This is a genomic window from Streptomyces sp. NPDC058955 (assembly GCF_042741435.1).
In the GTDB taxonomy this organism is placed as follows: Bacteria; Actinomycetota; Actinomycetes; order Streptomycetales; family Streptomycetaceae; genus Streptomyces.
This window is the reverse complement of sequence record NZ_JBHYKM010000075.1, coordinates 3,338-20,881: the sequence shown is the minus strand read 5'-3', so window position 1 is coordinate 20,881 and position 17,544 is coordinate 3,338. Positions and strand designations below refer to the sequence as shown.

Genomic DNA, 17,544 nt, shown 5'->3' with positions numbered 1-17,544 from the left:
CTCCCGCCCCGGGAGGCCGCTGTCATCCGGGGTTGGGCCGGTCGGGGGACACGCGTCGGCGACCGTTGTCAGACCCCGCCCGTAAGGTCGGGGGTACCGACGCGGAAGCTCCGCGCCGGCCGATGGACCCCGGGGGAAGGGAGGGCGGCACATGACGGAGCGCTGGACGGCCCGTGCCGCCGTCTTCCTGCCGGCCGCGCTGCCCCGGGACGGCCGGATCGCCCTCTGGTCCCCGGACGGCGCCGCGCTGCCCGAGCCCGTCGGCCTCGCGGGCGCGGAGTCCACCCGGATCACCGTCGCCCGACGGCACGGCGCGGGCGCCCGCGGCCGGGAGGTGCCCGCCGTCACCCTGCCCGTGGCGACCGCCCTGCCCCTGCTCGTCGCCGCCCGGCACAGCCCCGCCGCCCACCCCGCCACCGCCTGCTGGGGCGCGGCCGCCCTGCACGCCCTGCACCTGGTCGCCCGGGGCCGGCTGCTGCCCGGACTCACCGCCGACGACCTGGACGCCTGGCGGGCCGGGCCGCTCGACGCCGAGGACATCGCCCATCTGCGGGCCGTCGCCGCCGCCATGCCGTACGAGGGGCACGCGGTGCCCGTCGCCGGGTCGGGCCCGCTCGGGCTGCCCGACCCGGAGGCACTGGTGCGGGCCTTCCTGGACGCGGTCGCCGACACCCTGCCGCGCACCCCCGCCGCCGTGCACGCGGTCGGCGCGCCGTTCGCCGCCGCCGAGCCGCAGCATCTGCCCGGGGCCCGGGCCTGGGCCGCCGAGGCCGCCGCCGGCATGGACGCCGGGGTGCGGATCTCGCTCCGCCTCGACCTCTCCGCCGCCGAGCTCTTCGACACCGCCGACGAGGCCGAGGGAGGGGCCGAGCGGCAGGCGGCGGCCGCGATCCTCCAGGTGCACAGCCTCGCCGACCCGACGCTCGTCATCGACGCCGCCGCCCTGTGGGCGGGGGAGGGCGAGCACTTCGGTCCCCGCGCCCGCATCGACGCCCTCCTCGCCCTGCGCCGCGCCGCCCGGATCTGGCCCCCGCTCGGCCGCCTCCTGGAGCGGGACGCGCCCGACGTCCTCGCCCTGTCCGAGGCCGAGCTGTACGAGCTGCTGGGCCCCGCCGCGGCCCGGCTCGCCGACGCCGGGGTCGCCCTGCACTGGCCGCGCGACCTGGCCCGCTCGCTCAGCGCCTCCGCCGTCGTCCGCCCCCCGCAGTCCGCGCCGGGCTCCGCCACCGACGGCACCAGCTTCTTCGACAGCACCGAACTGCTCCGCTTCGACTGGCAGCTCGCCCTCGACGGCGATCCGCTCACCCAGCGCGAGATGGACGTCCTCGCCGAGGCCCACCGTCCCGTCGTCCGGCTCCGTGACCGCTGGGTCGTCGTCGACCCCGACCTCGTCCGCAAGGCCCGCAAGCGCGAACTGGGCCTGCTGGAACCGGTCGACGCCCTCGCCGCCGCCCTCACCGGCAGCGCCGAGGTGGACGGCGAGACCGTCCCCGCCGTGCCGGTCGGCGCGCTCGCGGTCCTCCGCGACCGGCTGCTCGCCGGCCCCGAGGCCGCCGCGCCCCCGCCCGGACTCACCGCCACCCTGCGGGACTACCAGCTCCGCGGCCTGGCCTGGCTCGACCTGATGACCTCGCTCGGCCTCGGCGGCTGCCTCGCCGACGACATGGGCCTCGGGAAGACCGTGACCGTCCTCGCCCTCCACCTCCGCCGGGCCCGCCGCGAGCCCACCCTCGTCGTCTGCCCCGCCTCGCTCCTCGGCAACTGGCAGCGGGAGGCGGCGAAGTTCGCGCCCGGCGTGCCCGTCCGCCGCTTCCACGGCACCGCGCGCGACCTCGGCGACCTCGACGGCGGGATCGTCCTCACCACCTACGGCACCCTGCGCACCCGCGCCGCACAGCTCGCCGAGCGGTCCTGGGGGATGGTCGTCGCCGACGAGGCCCAGCACGTGAAGAACCCGTTCTCCGCGACCGCCAAGGCGCTCCGCACCATCCCCGCGCCCGCCCGCGTCGCCCTCACCGGCACCCCGGTGGAGAACAACCTCTCCGAGCTGTGGGCCATCCTCGACTGGACCACGCCCGGACTGCTCGGCCCGCTCAAGGCGTTCCGCTCCCGCCACGCCCGCGCCGCGGAGAACCACGAGGAGCTGGAGAACGAGGAGGCGGTGGAGCGGCTCGCCCGGCTCGTCCGCCCCTTCCTGCTGCGCCGCCGCAAGTCCGATCCCGGCATCGTCCCCGAACTGCCGCCCAAGACCGAGTCCGACCACCCGGTGCCGCTCACCCGCGAACAGGCGTCGCTGTACGAGGCGGTGGTCCGCGAGACCCTCGGCCAGATCGAGGCCGCCGAGGGGATGGCCCGGCGCGGCCTGGTGATGAAGCTGCTGACCTCGCTCAAGCAGATCTGCAACCACCCCGCCCAGTACCTCAAGGAGGACGCCCCGCGCGGCGGCGGCACCGCCCGCCTCGCCGGCCGCTCCGGCAAGCTCGCCCTCCTCGACGAACTCCTCGACACCATCCTCGCCGAGGACGGCTCCGTGCTCGTCTTCACCCAGTACGTGACGATGGCGCGGCTCCTCGCCGACCACCTCACCGCCCGCGGCGTCACCAGCCAACTCCTGCACGGGGGGACGCCGGTGGCCGAGCGGGAGCGGATGGTCGACCGCTTCCAGGCCGGCGAGGTGCCCGTCTTCCTGCTCTCCCTCAAGGCCGCCGGCACCGGGCTCAACCTCACCCGCGCCGGCCATGTCGTCCACTACGACCGCTGGTGGAACCCGGCGGTCGAGGACCAGGCCACCGACCGTGCCTACCGGATCGGCCAGACCCAGCCCGTGCAGGTCCACCGGCTCGTCACCGAGGGCACCGTCGAGGACCGCATCGCCGAACTGCTCCGCGCCAAGAGGGCCCTGGCCGAGGCCGTCCTCGGCTCCGGCGAGGCCGCCTTCACCGAACTCACCGACCGCGAACTGGCCGACCTGGTCTCCCTGAGGAGGTCCGCGTGAACCGCCCCGCGTCCCGGGCCGCCCGCCCCGCCCGCGCGGCGGGCCCCCGCCACGACGACCGCCGCCGCACCTTCCCGGCCGTCCCGCCCCGCGAAGCCTCCGACGGGCGGTTCGCCGCCACCTGGTGGGGCAACGCCTGGGTGGCCGCCCTGGAGCGCACCGCGCTCGACCAGGCCCGCCTCGGCCGCGGCCGGGCCTACGCGGAACGCGGCCACGTCGACGCCATCACCGTCACCCCGGGTCGGGTCGTCGCCTATGTGCACGGCAGCCGGATCCGCCCGTACCGCACCGAGATCCGGATGCGGACCCTCGGCGACGACGGCTGGGAGCTCTTCCTCGACGAGGCCGCCGCCCGGCCCGAGCACATGGCCGCCCTCCTCGACAAGGAGGTCCCGCACGCCCTGGAGGCCGTCGAGGGGCTGCTGCCCGCCCCCGGCGACCTGCTCCCCGACTGCTCCTGCCCCGACGACGGCTTCCCGTGCAAGCACGCCGCCGCCCTCTGCTACCAGGCCGCCCGGCTCCTCGACGAGGACCCGTTCGTCCTCTTCCTGATGCGCGGCCGCGGCGAGGGAGAACTCCTCGCCGAGCTGTCCCGGCGCAACGCGGTCCGGTCCGCCGCCGAATCCGCTCCCGCCGCGCCCGTCCTGCCCGCCGTGCCCGCCCGGGACGTGCTCGCCGCCACCCGGCCCGCGCTGCCGCTGCCCCCGCCGCTGCCGTTGCCGGATCGGCCCGGCCGCCCCGCCGTCTTCCCGCCGGACCCGCACGCCCCGGACCCCCTCGCGCTCGACCTGCTGGCCGGCGAGGCCGCCGCCCGCGCCCACGCCTTCCTCGCCACCGGGCACGACCCGGTCGCCGACCTCACCCCGTGGCAGGACGCGGTCCGGCTGGCCGCCGCCCACCCCGGCTCCGGACTCACCGCCTCGACCCGCGCGCTCTACCGGGACCTGGCCGACGCGCTCGACCGGACCCCGACCGACCTCGCCCGCGCCGTCGCCGCCTGGCGCCAGGGCGGCGCGGCGGGGCTCGCGGTCCTGGAGGAGCCCTGGGACCCGCCCGCCGGGCCGTTCGACCGGGCGAGACCCGCCCTCCTCGCCGCCGACTTCCCGGCGTTCCGCCCCTGGCGCAACCGGCTCTCCACCGCCTCGCTCCAACTCCGGCTCGGCAGGGACGGGCTGTGGTACCCGTACGAATCGGACCGGGGCCGCGAGGACTGGTGGCCGCGCGGCATTCCCGACGCCGACCCGGTCGGAGCCCTGACCGAACTCCTGGGCCGCTAGCGGACGCCGGAGCCACCACTCGAACGGAGCCTCCCTCGAACGGGTGAAACCCGCCGACGGCCGGATCCGGCAATCGCGTTCGCGGCGTTTATTCCGGTACGGGCACTTGCCCGTGCAACTCCGGAAGGCAGGAAGCCATGAGGCAGATGCGCCGAAGTGGTCTGGCCACACTGTTGGTCACGGGTGGTGCGCTCGCGCTGTCGGCGGGCGCCGCCCACGCGGACTCGGGTGCCGAGGGGGCCGCGGTCGGCTCGCCCGGCGTCGGCTCCGGCAACACGATCCAGCTGCCGGTCCACGTACCGGTCAACCTCTGCGGGAACACGGTCAACGTGGTCGGGCTCCTCAACCCGGCGGCGGGCAACTCGTGTGCCAACACCTCGGCCCCGGCGGGGGAGTCCCGGGACTCCGGTCCCGGCCGCGCCCACAAGGACGAGGCCATGACCCCGCGCGGCGGCGAGCAGGCGGGGACCGACACCCGCGGCGGCTCCACCGACGGCGGCGCGGTCAACAGCGGCGGTGCCACCGCCGAGAGCCACACCGAGGGCTCCCCGGGCGTGCTGTCCGGGAACGGCCTCCAGCTCCCGATCGACCTGCCGGTCAACGTCGTCGGCAACTCGGTCAACGTGGTGGGCGTCGGCAACCCGGCCGTCGGGAACACCGGGGTCAACGCCCCGAGCACCCCCGAGGAGCCGCAGGTCGAGATCCCGACCCCGCGCCCGCAGACCCCGGTGCGCAACGTGCCGCCGAAGCCGGTCGCGGAGCAGGAGAAGCCGGCGGTCCCCGCCCCGGCGCCCGCCCCCGCCCCGCAGGGCGAGACCAGCACCGCGTCGCTCGCCGCGACCGGCAGCGAGAGCGTCGGCTTCGCCGCCGCGGGCAGCGCCGCGCTCCTCCTCGGTGGCGCGCTGATGTACCGCCGTGCCCGCCGCGCGGCCGACCAGGTCTGACCCGGACCTCTCACGCCGGGGCCGGCCCCGCTGACGCCCGAGCCGTCCGCGGTCCGCCCGGCCCGGCGTCCCCTCCGCGCCCGTCGTGTCCACCACGCCGGGCGCGTCCGCGTCTCCGCGCCCCCGTGAGCCCGGTGCGCGCCAGGCCCGGAGCACCGTCTCGATGGCGGGGGCGACCGTGGTGCGGGCCCGGTGGCGGGGGACCCCGCTCATCAGCAGCGTGTCGTACGGCGTGTCCAGGTGCCGCACCGAGGCGCGGACCGCGGCCGTCACGGCGCCCCGGTCCAGGGCCCGGCCGGCGGCCGTCCGGCCGACCCGGCCGCTGCCCTTCGCCGAGGCGTGGTCGGCGATCTCGGCCGCCCGATCGAGCGGCATCGTGGGGAAGAGCCGCAGGATCTCGACCCGCAGGGCCTCGGTGATCCCGGCGTCCCGGACCGCCCGCCGCTCCGCGTCCCGGGCCCGGCGCCGGGCCCGGGCCTCCGCGTCGGCGAGACAGGCCGCCTCCGCCAGCGCGAGGGCCGCCTCCTCGACGAGCAGCCCCTGCCGCTCGTACCGGGTGCGGCGCCGGTTGTGGCGTACCACCACCGCCCACAGGGTGCTGCGCTCCCGGGCGCGCCGGGTGAGCGCGGTGTCGCCCCGGCGCAGGAAGACCAGGTGGCCGAGGTCGGCGCAGTCCAGGCAGACCGGTCGGCCGTACTCGACGATCATCCGTTCCAGCGGGCCCCGCCGGCACTCCGAGCAGCGGCGGCGGCGCAGCGGCTCGACGACGACGGGGGCGACGAGGTCCACGGCCGCCGTCCTCAGCGCAGTCCGGGCGCGGCGGCGGCGATGAACCGGGAGAGGGCCTCCTTGGCCTCGTCGGACCGGCGGGCCCGGTCCGCCGTGCCCACCGCCTCGTGCATGCAGTGGGTCTGCTGGAAGGCGGCCTCGGCGAGCCGCCGGACGTCGGCGTCGTCGCAGATCAGCTGGACGCGGAAGAGGGCCTGGCGGGCGGCGGTCCGCTGCCGGTAGGAGGCGTGCCGGGACTCCTCGGCCTCGTCCGAGCCGGGCTCCTCGACGGCCCGGAACCAGCGGTCGTTCTGGCTGTGCCGGTACTCGACGACGGCGCCGGCGAAGGTGCTGTAGGTGGCGATCCGCTCCTGGCGGAGCTGCTCGTTGCGGGCGAGGGCCGCCGTGCGCAGGGTCATCCGTCCCTGGAACCAGTGGGTGGCGATCACGCCGAGGAGCGTGCCCGCCACCGCTATCAGCGCCGCTTCCATGACCGGTGGTCCCTCCCGTAGCCGTTCCGACCGTCCGAAGATCCTTCGGACCGTCAGATCATGACATTCCGGGGGTGGTTGCGTCACTGCCGGACCGGTCGGCGAGCGCCGTCGCCAGCCGGTCGCGGGCCGCCGTCTGGGCCGCGATCCGCGCGTCGAGCACCGCGAGGCGTTCGCGGGCGATCTCCAGGCCGCGGGCGGAGGGGCGTACCGACGGCAGGTCCCCGTCGAGGCAGGAGCGGAAGGCCGACACGTCGTCGAGGGTGAGCCCGGCGTCGAGGAGGTACCGGATGTTGGCGACGCGGACGACCGCGGCCTCCTCGTAGACGCGGTAGCCGTTGGCCGCGCGGGCCGAGGCGATGAGCCCCGCCTGCTCGTAGTGGCGCAGGGCCCGCGCCGACACGCCCGTCCTGCGGGCCAGTTCACCGATGCGCACCCCCGCAGTCGTATCACGCGACCAGCGCGCCCCCGTCGACGGGGAGCACGGTCCCGGTGAGGTAGGCGGCCTCGGGCGCGGCGAGCGCGGTGACCGCCCAGGCGACCTCCTCGGGCCGGCCGATCCGTCCGAGCGGGGTGTGGGCCACCTGCCAGGCCCGGGTCTGCCGCCGCTGCTCCGGCGTCAGCCCCATGTGGTCGGCGATCGGTGTCTCGATCGCGCCGGGGGCGACCGCCACCACCCGGATCCCGGCGGGCGCGAGTTCCACCGCCCAGCAGCGGGTGAGCGTCTCCAGGGCGCTCTTGGTCGCCGGGTAGACGGAACTGGCCGGCCAGCCGCGCTGACCGATCGTGGTCGTCACGTTGACGACCACGCCCCGGGAGGCGCGCAGCGCGGGCACCGCGGCCTGGGTGAGCAGCACGGGCGCGATCAGGTTCGTCTCCAGGAGGGGGCCGATCACGGCCCGGTCGAGGGTGCCGAGGAGGCCGCCGCCCGCCACGCCCGCGTTGTTGACGAGGACGTCGAGGCGGCCGTGGTCGGCGAGGACGGTCCGGACCAGCTCCTCGGGGGCGCCCTCGGCGGTGATGTCGGCGGGGTACGGGTGGATCGCGCCGGGCGCCTCGGCGGCGGTCTCCCGCAGCGGCCCGGGCCTGCGGCCCACGGCGACGACGGTGGCGCCCTGCCGGGCGAAGGCCCGTGCGGTGGCCCGGCCGATGCCGGTCCCGGCGCCGGTGACGAGGACGACGCGGGTGCTGGAGGTGGTGTCGTTGGTGTCCATGAATCCGATGGTGGAACCGTGACGCCAGTGACAAGGTCAAGCCCATGTCCGACGACGCCCCTTCGCCTCCGCCGCACGTGCTCTGGGCCGCCCTGCCGTGGGCGGTACGGGAGCGGGTCGACGCCCATGTGGTGCGGCGGGCCCGGCTGATGGCGGCCCGGGAGGTCCTGGACGCCGGGCTGCGCCCGCGACCGGGGCTGTACGCCTGCCTCGACCTCGTCCACGTACGGGAGGAGATCCTGGCCGACCGGCTGGTGCCGCCGCCGGCCCGGGACGCGGACACGCTCACCGCGCGGGCGGGGGCGCTCGGGTGGCGGGTCGCCGCACTGGAGCTGGAGTGGGACGGGGACAGCTGGGGCTGGATCCTGCTGCTGGACGCCGTGGGCGGGGCGGGGGAGCGGGCGGCTCTCGCCCGGTGGCAGGAGGACGCGTGGGACGGGCCGTTCGCGGTCGCGGCGCGGGTCGCCGGGCGGCTCGGGGTGGCGGTGCGGGGGCCGGGGGAGGACGGGCCGGACCGGCCGTGAGGGGCGGGCGCAGGGCAGAATGGGCGGGATGCGATACGAGGCGATCACCTGGGGCCGGATGGCCGGGCGGCTGGCGAGGCACGTGGACCGGCTCGCGCCCGGCGACGGCGGCGACCGGCTGAAGGTCGCCGTCGACGGAGCGCCCGCCGCGGGCGGCGCGGAGCTGGCCGCGCTGCTCGCGGAGCAGCTCCGGGACCGCGGGCGCCCGGTGTGTGTCGTGGGGACCGGGGGGTTCCTGCGGCCGGCGTCGCTGCGGTTCGAGCACGGCAGGCAGGATCCCGACGCGTACTACGACGGCTGGACCGACACCGGCGCCCTGTGGCGGGAGGTGTTCACCCCGCTGGAGCCCGGCGGGGACGGGCGGATCCTGCCCGACCTGTGGGACCCGGTGAAGGACCGGGCGACGCGCACGCCCTATGTGACGCTGCCGCCCGGCGGTGTCCTGCTGCTCCACGGTCCGTTCCTCCTCGGGCACTGGTTCCCCTTCGATCTGAGCGTCCATCTGCGTCTATCGCCAGGCGCCCTCGCCCGGCGGTCCGAGGAGTCCTGGACGCTGCCCGCCTTCGCCCGGTACGAGGCGGAGACCGACCCGGCCGGGACCGCCGACGTCGTCGTCCGGGCCGACGATCCGCGGCACCCGGCCTGGACCGGGCTCGGGGCGCTCGGCTCAGACTGACGGGGGCCGGCCGCCGACCAGCGTCACCGCCTCGGCGCCCGCCGCGCACCCCGCCCGGGCCGCCTCCGCCGGGTCCGCGCCGGCGAGCCGGGCGGCGAGGAACGCGCCGGTGAACGCGTCGCCCGCGCCCGTCGAGTCCACCCGTCGCTCCGGCGGCACGGGCGGGGCCGGCACCCGCGCCGTGATCGCCCCGGCCTCGGCGACCAGCGCGCCGGCCGCGCCCAGCGTCACCACGACCAGCGGCACCCGGCGGCTCAGCTCCCGTGCCGCCGCCTCCGCGTCGGGCGCGCCGGTGAGCAGCCGGGCCTCGTCGGCGTTGGGCAGCAGGAGGGAGGCGCCCGCCACGGCCGCGAGGAACCGCTCCGGCCCGAGCCCGGCCAGGAAGCCGGCCGACGCAGGGTCGACGCTCACCGGGGTCCCGGCGGCCCGGGCGTCCCGCAGGGCGAGGAGCGCCGCCGCCCGGCTCGACGGGGCGAAGAAGAGGTAGCCGGAGAGATGGAGCGCCGCCACCCCGTCCAGCAGTCCGGCCGACCAGTCGGCGGGGCAGAGGCGGAGCACGGCGCCGCCGTCCGTCAGGAAGGTCCGCTCGGCGGTCCCGTCGACCAGGGCGATCACCGTGCCCGTCGGGGCGTCCGGGTCGGGCACCAGGAGGGGGCGGACGCCCGCCGCGACCAGCGCCCGCTCGTGCCAGTCGGCCGACTCCGTGCCGACCCGGCCGAGGAGCCGTACCTCCCGAAGGCCCGAACGATACGCCCAGCAGGCCGCGTTGGCCCCCGCGCCGCCCGGCAGGGTGCGGATCGCGGCCGCCGTGTCCGTCGCCGGCGCGAGCGGGGTCCGGTGCCGGGCCACCACGTCCGTGACGACGTCCCCGACGACCAGCAGCGCCCCGCCCCGCTCCGGCTCCCCGGCGTCCGTCACCGCTCGCCCGCGGCGTACGCCCCCGCGATCTCGGCCGCGAGCCGGACGTTGCCCCGCACCGCCGCCAGGTTGGCCTCCAGGGACGCGCCGTCCGTGTGGGTGGTCAGGTACTCCAGGAGGAACGGCGTCACCGCCTGCCCGGTGATCCCCTTCTCCTTCAGTTCGGCGAGTCCCCGGGCGAGCACCCGGTCGTGCAGCGCCGGGTCCAGCTGCTCCGCCTCCGGCACCGGATTGGCCACGATCAGCGCCGACCAGGGCCGTCCCAGCGCCTCCCGGGCCCGTATGACGGCGGCGACCTCCGCCGGGCTGCGCAGCGTCCAGTCGACCGGCTCCCCGGAGGAGGAGAGGTAGAAGCCGGGGAAGGTCTCCGTGCCGTATCCGGCGACCGTGACGCCCAGGGTCTCCAGGCGCTGGAGCGTCGCCGGCACGTCGAGGATCGACTTCACGCCCGCGCACACCACGGTGACGCCGACCTCGGCGAGCAGCCGCAGGTCGGCGGACTCGTCCTGGGTCTCGCGCCACTCGCGGTGCACCCCGCCGAGCCCGCCGGTGGCGAAGACCCGTATGCCCGCGGCGTCGGCGAGCCGGGCCGTCGCCGAGACCGTGGTCGCCCCGGTGGCGCCGGTGGCGAGGGCGGGCGCCAGGTCCCGGTGGCCGAGCTTGCGCACCGACGGGTCCTCGGCGATCCGGGTCAGCCCGGCCCGGTCGAGGCCGATCCGGGCCACCCCGTCGACGACGGCGATGGTGGCGGGCACGGCGCCGCGCTCCCGTACCGACTCCTCCAGCTCCACGGCCACCGCCAGGTTCCGCGGGCGGGGCAGGCCGTGGGCGATGATCGTCGATTCGAGGGCGACGACGGGGCGGCCCTCGCGGAGCGCCTCCCGTACCTCTTCGGACACCAGTGTGGTCGTGGTCATGGTCCATTTCTGGGCCGCCCGGGCGCCCCGCAAACACCTCTGGCGATCTCCCGCCACCCCCCTTTCGCACGGGGGTGCGAGTGGGGTACGGATTCGGTTTCCGGGCGTCCGGCCGACCGGGCCGATCCGCCCCGGACCCCGCCGGAGCGGCGGGCAGGACCCCGCTGCGGAATCCGTCGCCGTCCGCCCGGGAGAGCAACGTGCCTGGTCAGAGCCGCGATCGGAGGGATTCGTTCCGCGGTCCCGGTGTCACGTGCCACCCGGGAGCCCGGCTACAGTCACCGGCCATGACGACACACGACCTCCCCTCCTTCGCCGTCCACATCCCCGACGCCGAGCTCGAGACCGAGCCGCTCGACCCCGGCCAGATCGTGTCCGGCACCCCCGAGGTGACCGGCAAGGTGCTGTGGGAGTCCGCCGACGGCAAGCAGCTGCGCGGCATCTGGCAGATCACCCCCGGCGTCGTCACCGACACCGAGGCGAACGAGCTCTTCGTCGTCGTCAGCGGCCGGGCCACCGTCGCCGTCGAGGGCGGTGCCACGATGGAGATCGGGCCCGGCGACGCCTGCGTCCTGCGCGAGGGCGACCGGACCACCTGGACCGTCCACGAGACGCTGCGCAAGGCGTACCACATCACCCTGCCCTGACCCGGCCCCCGCTCAGGCCCTGCGGAGCACGCCCCGCAGGGCCAGCGCGCCCATCGGCAGCAGCAGACAGGCCGCGAGGGCGTTGAGCGGCCCGTAGCCCGCCTGGGAGACGATCACCCCGGCCGCCAGGCCGCCGAGGCCCGCCGCCGTGTTCATCACCGTGTCCGACAGGCCCTGGACGGCCGCGCGCGCCGCCTGCGGCACCGAGTCCGTCAGCAGCGCCGAGCCCGACACCAGACCGGCCGACCAGCCCAGCCCCAGGACGAACAGACCGACCGCGACCCGGGTGTGGCTCGCCCCCGCCGTCCCGGCGAGCAGCGCGGCCAGCCCCAGCAGCCCGACCGCGAGGCCGATCACCGCCAGCCGGCCGAGCCGGTCCGAGAGCCAGCCCATCACCGGCGAGAACGCGTACATGCCCGCGATGTGCACGCTGATGACGAGCCCGATCAGCTCGATCCCGGCGCCGTGGTGGGTGAGCGCCACCGGCGTCATCGACATGATCGACACCATCACGGTCTGCGAGGCCGCCACCGTCACCAGCGCGATCCGCGCCTGCGGCGACGCGCGCACCGCGCGCAGCCCGGCCCGCAGCGACCGGTTCTCCGGCAGGTCCGCCGCCGCGCCCTCGTCCGCCGCCGCCAGCGCCCGCGCCGTCAGCAGCGGATCGGGCCGCAGCAGCACCGCCACCACCAGCGCCGAGACCACGAACACCACCGCGGCCCACAGGAAGGGGCCCGCCGCCACCGGGATGCCGAGGCCGGAGACGCTCCGCCCGGCCGGAGCCGCGATGTTCGGGCCGAGGACGGCGCCGATCGTCGTCGCCCACACCACCGTCGAGATGGCCCGCGCCCGCCGGTCCGGCTCCGCCAGGTCGGCGGCGGCGAACCGGGCCGCGAGATTGGCCGAGGACCCCGCCCCGAAGCCCACCAGGCCCACCAGCAGCACCGCGAAACTGCCCACGACCGCGCCGAGCACCGCGATCCCGGCCCCCAGCGCGCCCAGCAGATAGGCCAGCACCAGGCCGGCCCGCCGGCCCCGGCGCGCCATCAGCGCGGCCAGCGGCATCGCGAGCAGCGCGGGCCCGGCCACGGTGGCCGTCGAGGCGAGCCCGGCCAGCGCGTCCGTACCGCTCACCTCGGTGGCGAGGACGGCGGCGAGCGCCACACCGGTGGCGATCCCCAGTCCGCCGAGGATCTGGGTGGCGACGAGCACCGCCTGGACCCGGCGGCGCAACTCCGGCAGGGCGACGGCTCCGACCGGCACGGATATCTCGCCGTGGGCGGCGGTGTCAGGGGCGTCGGGCGTTTTGGTCACGACCGGAGTGTGCCAGCCGCCCCGGCCGATGGGAACGCCCGGGCTCAGAAGAGCGGTTCCGGCAGCACTCCCTCCAGCGCCAGGAGTCTCCGCTTCGTCTCCAGCCCGCCGCCGAAGCCCCCGAGGCCGCCGTCGCTCTCCACCACGCGGTGGCACGGCACCACCACCGGCAGCGGATTGGCGCCCATCGCCGCGCCCACGGCCTGCGCCGCCCCCGGCTGCCCGACCCGCCGCGCCAGCTCCCCGTACCCGACCACCGCGCCGTACGGGACGCCGTCGGCCAGCTCGCGCAGCACCTGGCGGTTGAACCCGGTCGCCAGCGACCAGTCCAGCGGCAGGTCGAACGCGCGCAGCACGCCCGCGAAGTACCGGTCCAGCTGCCGCACCGGCTCCGCGAGCAGCCCCGTGGCGCACTCGACGACCGAGGCGCCCAGCTGCTCGGCCAGCCGCTCCGGCATCCGCTCCCGGCGCCCCTCGCGCGCGTGGAACTCGACCCGGACCAGCCCCCGCCCGGTGGCCGCCAGGAAGAGCGGGCCGATGCCGCTGTCCACGACCGCCCACTCGGCGGTGACGCCCCGCGCTCCGTCCTCGATGTCCATGCCCTCACCGTACGGCCCGGCACCGACAGCCCCGCCCCGCGCCGGCCGCCGCCCGGACCGGCACCGCCCGGCACCGACGCCCTCCGGCCAGAACGCCGGATCGGCGGCGAACCGGCGGCGGCACCCCCTCCGCAGGTCACGGACCGGTCTCGCTCCGGTCTCGCGACCGGAAAAACCCCGGTCAGGTGCTCACCGGACCCCGGACGGGCCATAATCTCGCCCCGGTAGTACTACCCAGCGGTACCGACTGTTTTCGGACGTCCATGCGCCAGGGGTGGGAGGGCACGCGCTCATGCAGGGCACGGTCGACGGATTCAGCTACGGGATCGTCACGCCGGTGGCGGCCTTTCTGATGGCCTGCCTCGGCGGAGCCCTGGGGCTGAGATGCACGACCCGCTCGCTGCGCCACCAGGACTCCTTCAAGGCCGGCTGGCTCGCGCTCGGCTCCACCTCCATCGGCACCGGCATCTGGACCATGCACTTCATCGCCATGATGGGCTTCTCGGTCCAGCAGGCGCCGATCGACTACGACCGGCCGATCACCTTCGCCAGCCTCGGCGTCGCCGTCGTGATGGTCGGCATCGGCATCTTCATCGTCGGCTACCGGGGCGCCACCGCGCTCACCCTCGTCACCGGCGGCACCATCACCGGCCTCGGCGTAGCCACCATGCACTACCTCGGCATGGCCGGGATGCGGCTGCCGGGGCGGATCGAGTACGACACCCTCACCGTCGCGCTCTCCGTGGTCATCGCCGTCGTCGCCGCCACCACCGCCCTCTGGGCGGCGGTCTCCGTGCACGGCTTCCTCGCCAGCCTCGGGGCCAGCCTCGTCATGGGCGTCGCCGTCAGCGGCATGCACTACACCGCCATGGCCGCCGTCAGCGTCCACCTGCACGCCGTGCCGGCCGCCGCCGCGGGCTCCTCCGCCGGATCGCTGCTGCTGCCCATGCTGATCGGCCCCGCCGTCTTCCTCATCCTGGCCGCCGTCGTCGTCATGTTCGACCCGCTGCTCGTCATGGGCGACCCCGACTGGCAGCGCGCCCCGGCCCGCTCCCCGTACCGCCCCGGGGTCCCCGCCCCCCGGCACGTCCCCAGCTACGGCGAGCCCGCGAACTGGACCGCACGCCCCGCGGGCCGCGGCTCCCGCCGCTCCGCCCCGCGCGGCGGACACCGCTCCCAGGACTGGTGACACCGGGCCGCCGCGCCCCGGCCGCGCGGCGATCACCCCCCGACTGTCGGTGGCGGGTCGTACGGTGGTCCCATGCGGCCCGTTTCCAAGATCGAACGTTCGGTGGCGCCCTTCGAGGTCGTCTCCCCCTTCCAGCCGAGCGGCGACCAGCCGACGGCCATCGCCGAGCTGGACCGGCGCATCCGCGCCGGCGAGAAGGACGTCGTCCTGCTCGGCGCCACCGGCACCGGCAAGTCGGCCACCACGGCCTGGATGATCGAGAAGCTCCAGCGCCCCACCCTGGTGATGGCGCCGAACAAGACCCTGGCCGCCCAGCTGGCGAACGAGTTCCGCGAGCTCCTGCCGAACAACGCCGTCGAGTACTTCGTCTCGTACTACGACTACTACCAGCCCGAGGCGTACGTCCCCCAGTCGGACACCTACATCGAGAAGGACTCCTCGATCAACGAGGAGGTCGAGCGGCTGCGCCACTCCGCCACCAACTCGCTGCTCACCCGCAGGGACGTGGTCGTGGTCGCCTCCGTCTCCTGCATCTACGGCCTCGGCACCCCGCAGGAGTACGTGGACCGCATGGTCCCGCTCAAGGTCGGCGAGGAGATCGACCGCGACCAGCTGCTCCGCCGCTTCGTCGACATCCAGTACACGCGCAACGACCTCGCCTTCACCCGGGGCACCTTCCGGGTCCGCGGCGACACCATCGAGATCTTCCCGGTGTACGAGGAGCTCGCCGTCCGCATCGAGATGTTCGGCGACGAGATCGAGGCGCTCTCCACCCTCCACCCGCTGACCGGCGAGATCATCAGCGAGGACCAGCAGCTCTACGTCTTCCCCGCCAGCCACTACGTCGCCGGCCCCGAGCGCATGGAGCGGGCCGTCAACGACATCGAGCGCGAGCTCGGAGGCCGCCTCGCGGAGCTGGAGAAGCAGGGCAAGATGCTGGAGGCCCAGCGGCTCCGCATGCGCACCACCTACGACATCGAGATGATGCGCCAGATCGGCTCCTGCTCCGGCATCGAGAACTACTCGATGCACTTCGACGGCCGCGAGCCCGGCTCCCCGCCCAACACCCTCCTCGACTACTTCCCCGAGGACTTCCTCCTGGTCATCGACGAGTCGCACGTCACCGTGCCGCAGATCGGCGCCATGTACGAGGGCGACGCCTCCCGCAAGCGGACCCTCGTCGACCACGGCTTCCGGCTCCCCTCCGCCCTCGACAACCGCCCGCTGAAGTGGGAGGAGTTCCAGGAGCGGATCGGCCAGACCGTCTACCTCTCCGCCACCCCCGGCACCTACGAGCTGTCCCGCTCCGACGGCTTCGTCGAGCAGATCATCCGCCCCACCGGCCTCGTCGACCCCGAGGTCGTCGTCAAGCCCACCGAGGGCCAGATCGACGACCTGGTCCACGAGATCCGGCTGCGCACCGAGAGGGACGAGCGCGTCCTCGTCACCACCCTCACCAAGAAGATGGCCGAGGACCTCACCGACTACTTCCTGGAGCTCGGCATCCAGGTCCGCTACCTCCACAGCGACGTGGACACCCTGCGCCGCATCGAGCTGCTGCGCGAGCTGCGCTCAGGCGAGTACGACGTCCTCGTCGGCATCAACCTGCTCCGCGAGGGCCTCGACCTGCCCGAGGTCTCCCTCGTCGCCATCCTCGACGCCGACAAGCAGGGCTTCCTGCGCTCCGGCACCTCCCTCATCCAGACCATCGGCCGCGCGGCGCGCAACGTGTCGGGCCAGGTCCACATGTACGCCGACACCATCACCCCGGCCATGGCGCAGGCCATCGACGAGACCAACCGGCGCCGCGAGAAGCAGGTCGCCTACAACAAGGAGCACGGGATCGACCCCCAGCCGCTCCGCAAGAAGATCAACGACATCGTCGCCACCATCGCGCGCGAGGAGGTCGACACCGAGCAGCTCCTCGGCACCGGCTACCGGCAGGCCAAGGACGGCAAGGGCGCCAAGTCCCCGGTGCCCTCGCTCGCCGCGCACGCCCCGAAGGCGGGCAAGGCCGGCGCCAAGGGCGGCTCGACGCTGGAGCTCGGCGACCGGCCCGCCGCCGAACTGGCCGGGGTCATCGAGGAGATGACGGAGCGGATGCGCGCCGCCGCCGCAGAGCTGCAGTTCGAGGTGGCCGCCCGGCTGCGCGACGAGGTCGCCGAACTCAAGAAGGAACTGCGCCAGATGAAGGAGGCGGGCCTGGCGTGAGACGCCGGTCCCGGCCGGGACCGGCGGGGGCGGAGACGGCCCGGTGTGTTGCAAGACCGACACAAAACCGGGCCGTGCCCGGCACGTTGTCAGTGGGCCTGCGTAGGGTGCTGCCACAACGAACGAGAGGGGCAGCGCGTGACGGTCAACATGACCAAGGGGCAGGCCATCAGCCTGGAGAAGCAGGGCGGGGGCAGCCTCACCCAGGTGCGGATGGGGCTCGGCTGGCAGGCCGCGCCGCGCCGGGGACTCTTCGGGTCGCGCACCCGCGAGATCGACCTGGACGCCTCCGCGGTGCTCTTCGCCGAGAAGCAGCCGGTGGACGTGGTCTTCTTCCGCCACCTGGTCAGCGACGACGGCTCCGTCCGCCACACCGGGGACAACCTCGTGGGCGGCGTGGGCCAGGGCGGCGACGACGAGGCCATCCTCGTCGACCTCCAGCGGGTGCCCGTCCACATCGACCAGATCGTCTTCACGGTGAACTCCTTCACCGGGCAGACGTTCCAGGAGGTGCAGAACGCCTTCTGCCGGATCGTCGACGAGACCAACGGCCAGGAGCTCGCCCGCTACACCCTGGACGGCGGCGGCCAGTACACCGCGCAGATCATGGCGAAGGTGCACCGGGTCGGCGCCGGCTGGCAGATGACGGCCCTGGGCAACCCGGCCAACGGCCGCACCTTCCAGGACCTGATGCCGGCGATCCTGCCGCACCTGTAGACCGACCGGCGGGGCCCCACGGCCCCGCCGCCGTGGCACCGCCGCGCCCCCCGGGGCCCCGCCCCCCCGGCGCGGCCCCCCCAGAGCCCCCCGCACCCCGCCCCGGGGGCAACAGTGACCTTGTCGGCCCGGCGGGGGCGGGG

At 75.5% G+C, this 17,544-nt stretch carries 16 protein-coding genes and 1 pseudogene; 9 read left to right on the top strand and 8 right to left on the bottom strand.

Translation table 11 applies throughout. The features are described 5' to 3' along the window. Positions 1–151: 151 nt before the first annotated feature. The 3 genes from ACFW1I_RS25290 to ACFW1I_RS25280 all read left to right on the top strand — a co-directional run bounded on the left by ACFW1I_RS25290 (position 152) and on the right by ACFW1I_RS25280 (position 5,216). Positions 152–2,995 carry an SNF2-related protein gene (locus ACFW1I_RS25290; RefSeq protein ID WP_384673963.1) on the top strand — a complete coding sequence of 948 codons (2,844 nt, stop codon included), beginning with the start codon at positions 152–154 and terminating at the stop codon, positions 2,993–2,995. Next, entirely contained in the window at positions 2,992–4,272 is a 1,281-nt protein-coding gene (locus ACFW1I_RS25285; RefSeq protein WP_384673960.1) for an SWIM zinc finger family protein, read from the top strand. The genes ACFW1I_RS25290 and ACFW1I_RS25285 overlap by 4 nt, the downstream gene beginning before the upstream one ends. 137 nt (positions 4,273–4,409) lie before the next feature. Continuing rightward, positions 4,410–5,216, top strand: a complete 807-nt coding sequence (locus ACFW1I_RS25280) for a chaplin (RefSeq protein ID WP_384673957.1) — start codon at positions 4,410–4,412, stop codon at positions 5,214–5,216. A gap of 126 nt (positions 5,217–5,342) precedes the next feature. On the opposite strand, the pseudogene ACFW1I_RS25275 reads toward ACFW1I_RS25280, so the two are convergent. The 4 genes and pseudogenes from ACFW1I_RS25275 to ACFW1I_RS25260 all read right to left on the bottom strand — a co-directional run. After that, positions 5,343–6,005 (bottom strand): annotated as a pseudogene (locus ACFW1I_RS25275) (DUF2293 domain-containing protein); the annotation flags it as partial. 11 nt (positions 6,006–6,016) lie between these two features. Beyond that, complete coding sequence (locus tag ACFW1I_RS25270; protein WP_384673955.1) at positions 6,017–6,475, bottom strand: hypothetical protein; 459 nt, start codon at positions 6,473–6,475, stop codon at positions 6,017–6,019. 58 nt (positions 6,476–6,533) lie between these two features. Then, positions 6,534–6,911 carry a MerR family transcriptional regulator gene (locus tag ACFW1I_RS25265; RefSeq protein ID WP_384673952.1) on the bottom strand — a complete coding sequence of 126 codons (378 nt, stop codon included), beginning with the start codon at positions 6,909–6,911 and terminating at the stop codon, positions 6,534–6,536. A 13-nt stretch (positions 6,912–6,924) separates the two neighbouring features. Then, positions 6,925–7,689, bottom strand: a complete 765-nt coding sequence (locus tag ACFW1I_RS25260) for an SDR family NAD(P)-dependent oxidoreductase (protein ID WP_384673949.1) — start codon at positions 7,687–7,689, stop codon at positions 6,925–6,927. Between the two features lie 44 nt (positions 7,690–7,733). Between ACFW1I_RS25260 and ACFW1I_RS25255 the strand changes: the two genes are divergently transcribed. Further along, complete coding sequence (locus ACFW1I_RS25255; RefSeq protein ID WP_384673947.1) at positions 7,734–8,213, top strand: hypothetical protein; 480 nt, start codon at positions 7,734–7,736, stop codon at positions 8,211–8,213. A 28-nt stretch (positions 8,214–8,241) separates the two neighbouring features. Further along, complete coding sequence (locus ACFW1I_RS25250; protein WP_384673944.1) at positions 8,242–8,889, top strand: uridine kinase; 648 nt, start codon at positions 8,242–8,244, stop codon at positions 8,887–8,889. Here ACFW1I_RS25250 and ACFW1I_RS25245 read toward each other — a convergent pair. Both ACFW1I_RS25245 and ACFW1I_RS25240 read right to left on the bottom strand, forming a co-directional pair. After that, positions 8,881–9,807 carry a carbohydrate kinase family protein gene (locus ACFW1I_RS25245; protein ID WP_384673941.1) on the bottom strand — a complete coding sequence of 309 codons (927 nt, stop codon included), beginning with the start codon at positions 9,805–9,807 and terminating at the stop codon, positions 8,881–8,883. The two genes, ACFW1I_RS25250 and ACFW1I_RS25245, sit on opposite strands and share 9 nt — an antisense overlap. After that, positions 9,804–10,724, bottom strand: coding sequence for a pseudouridine-5'-phosphate glycosidase (locus tag ACFW1I_RS25240; RefSeq protein WP_384673939.1), 921 nt, complete (start codon positions 10,722–10,724; stop codon positions 9,804–9,806). Before ACFW1I_RS25240 ends, ACFW1I_RS25245 begins: the two co-directional genes overlap by 4 nt. Positions 10,725–11,011: 287 nt before the next feature. Here ACFW1I_RS25240 and ACFW1I_RS25235 point away from each other — a divergent pair, with 287 nt between their 5' ends. Then, the gene (locus ACFW1I_RS25235) at positions 11,012–11,371 is read left to right on the top strand and encodes a cupin domain-containing protein (RefSeq protein ID WP_031002722.1); all 360 of its coding nucleotides are present in this window, start codon (positions 11,012–11,014) and stop codon (positions 11,369–11,371) included. A gap of 12 nt (positions 11,372–11,383) precedes the next feature. Here the strand turns inward: ACFW1I_RS25235 and ACFW1I_RS25230 are convergent, their stop codons facing one another. Further along, on the bottom strand, positions 11,384–12,685 hold the full coding sequence (locus ACFW1I_RS25230) for an MFS transporter (RefSeq protein ID WP_384673936.1): 1,302 nt from the start codon (positions 12,683–12,685) through the stop codon (positions 11,384–11,386). 44 nt (positions 12,686–12,729) lie between these two features. Beyond that, the gene (locus tag ACFW1I_RS25225; RefSeq protein WP_384673934.1) at positions 12,730–13,284 is read right to left on the bottom strand and encodes a methylated-DNA--[protein]-cysteine S-methyltransferase; all 555 of its coding nucleotides are present in this window, start codon (positions 13,282–13,284) and stop codon (positions 12,730–12,732) included. 292 nt (positions 13,285–13,576) lie between these two features. Here ACFW1I_RS25225 and ACFW1I_RS25220 point away from each other — a divergent pair, with 292 nt between their 5' ends. From ACFW1I_RS25220 to ACFW1I_RS25210, 3 genes are all read left to right on the top strand, one after another. Beyond that, positions 13,577–14,473 carry an MHYT domain-containing protein gene (locus tag ACFW1I_RS25220; protein WP_384673931.1) on the top strand — a complete coding sequence of 299 codons (897 nt, stop codon included), beginning with the start codon at positions 13,577–13,579 and terminating at the stop codon, positions 14,471–14,473. A 72-nt stretch (positions 14,474–14,545) separates the two neighbouring features. Continuing rightward, the gene (gene uvrB, locus ACFW1I_RS25215; protein ID WP_384673928.1) at positions 14,546–16,684 is read left to right on the top strand and encodes an excinuclease ABC subunit UvrB; all 2,139 of its coding nucleotides are present in this window, start codon (positions 14,546–14,548) and stop codon (positions 16,682–16,684) included. 138 nt (positions 16,685–16,822) lie between these two features. Beyond that, a complete protein-coding gene (locus ACFW1I_RS25210; protein WP_169085885.1) occupies positions 16,823–17,401 on the top strand; it encodes a TerD family protein in 579 nt (192 codons plus the stop codon). The last annotated feature ends 143 nt before the right edge of the window (positions 17,402–17,544 follow it).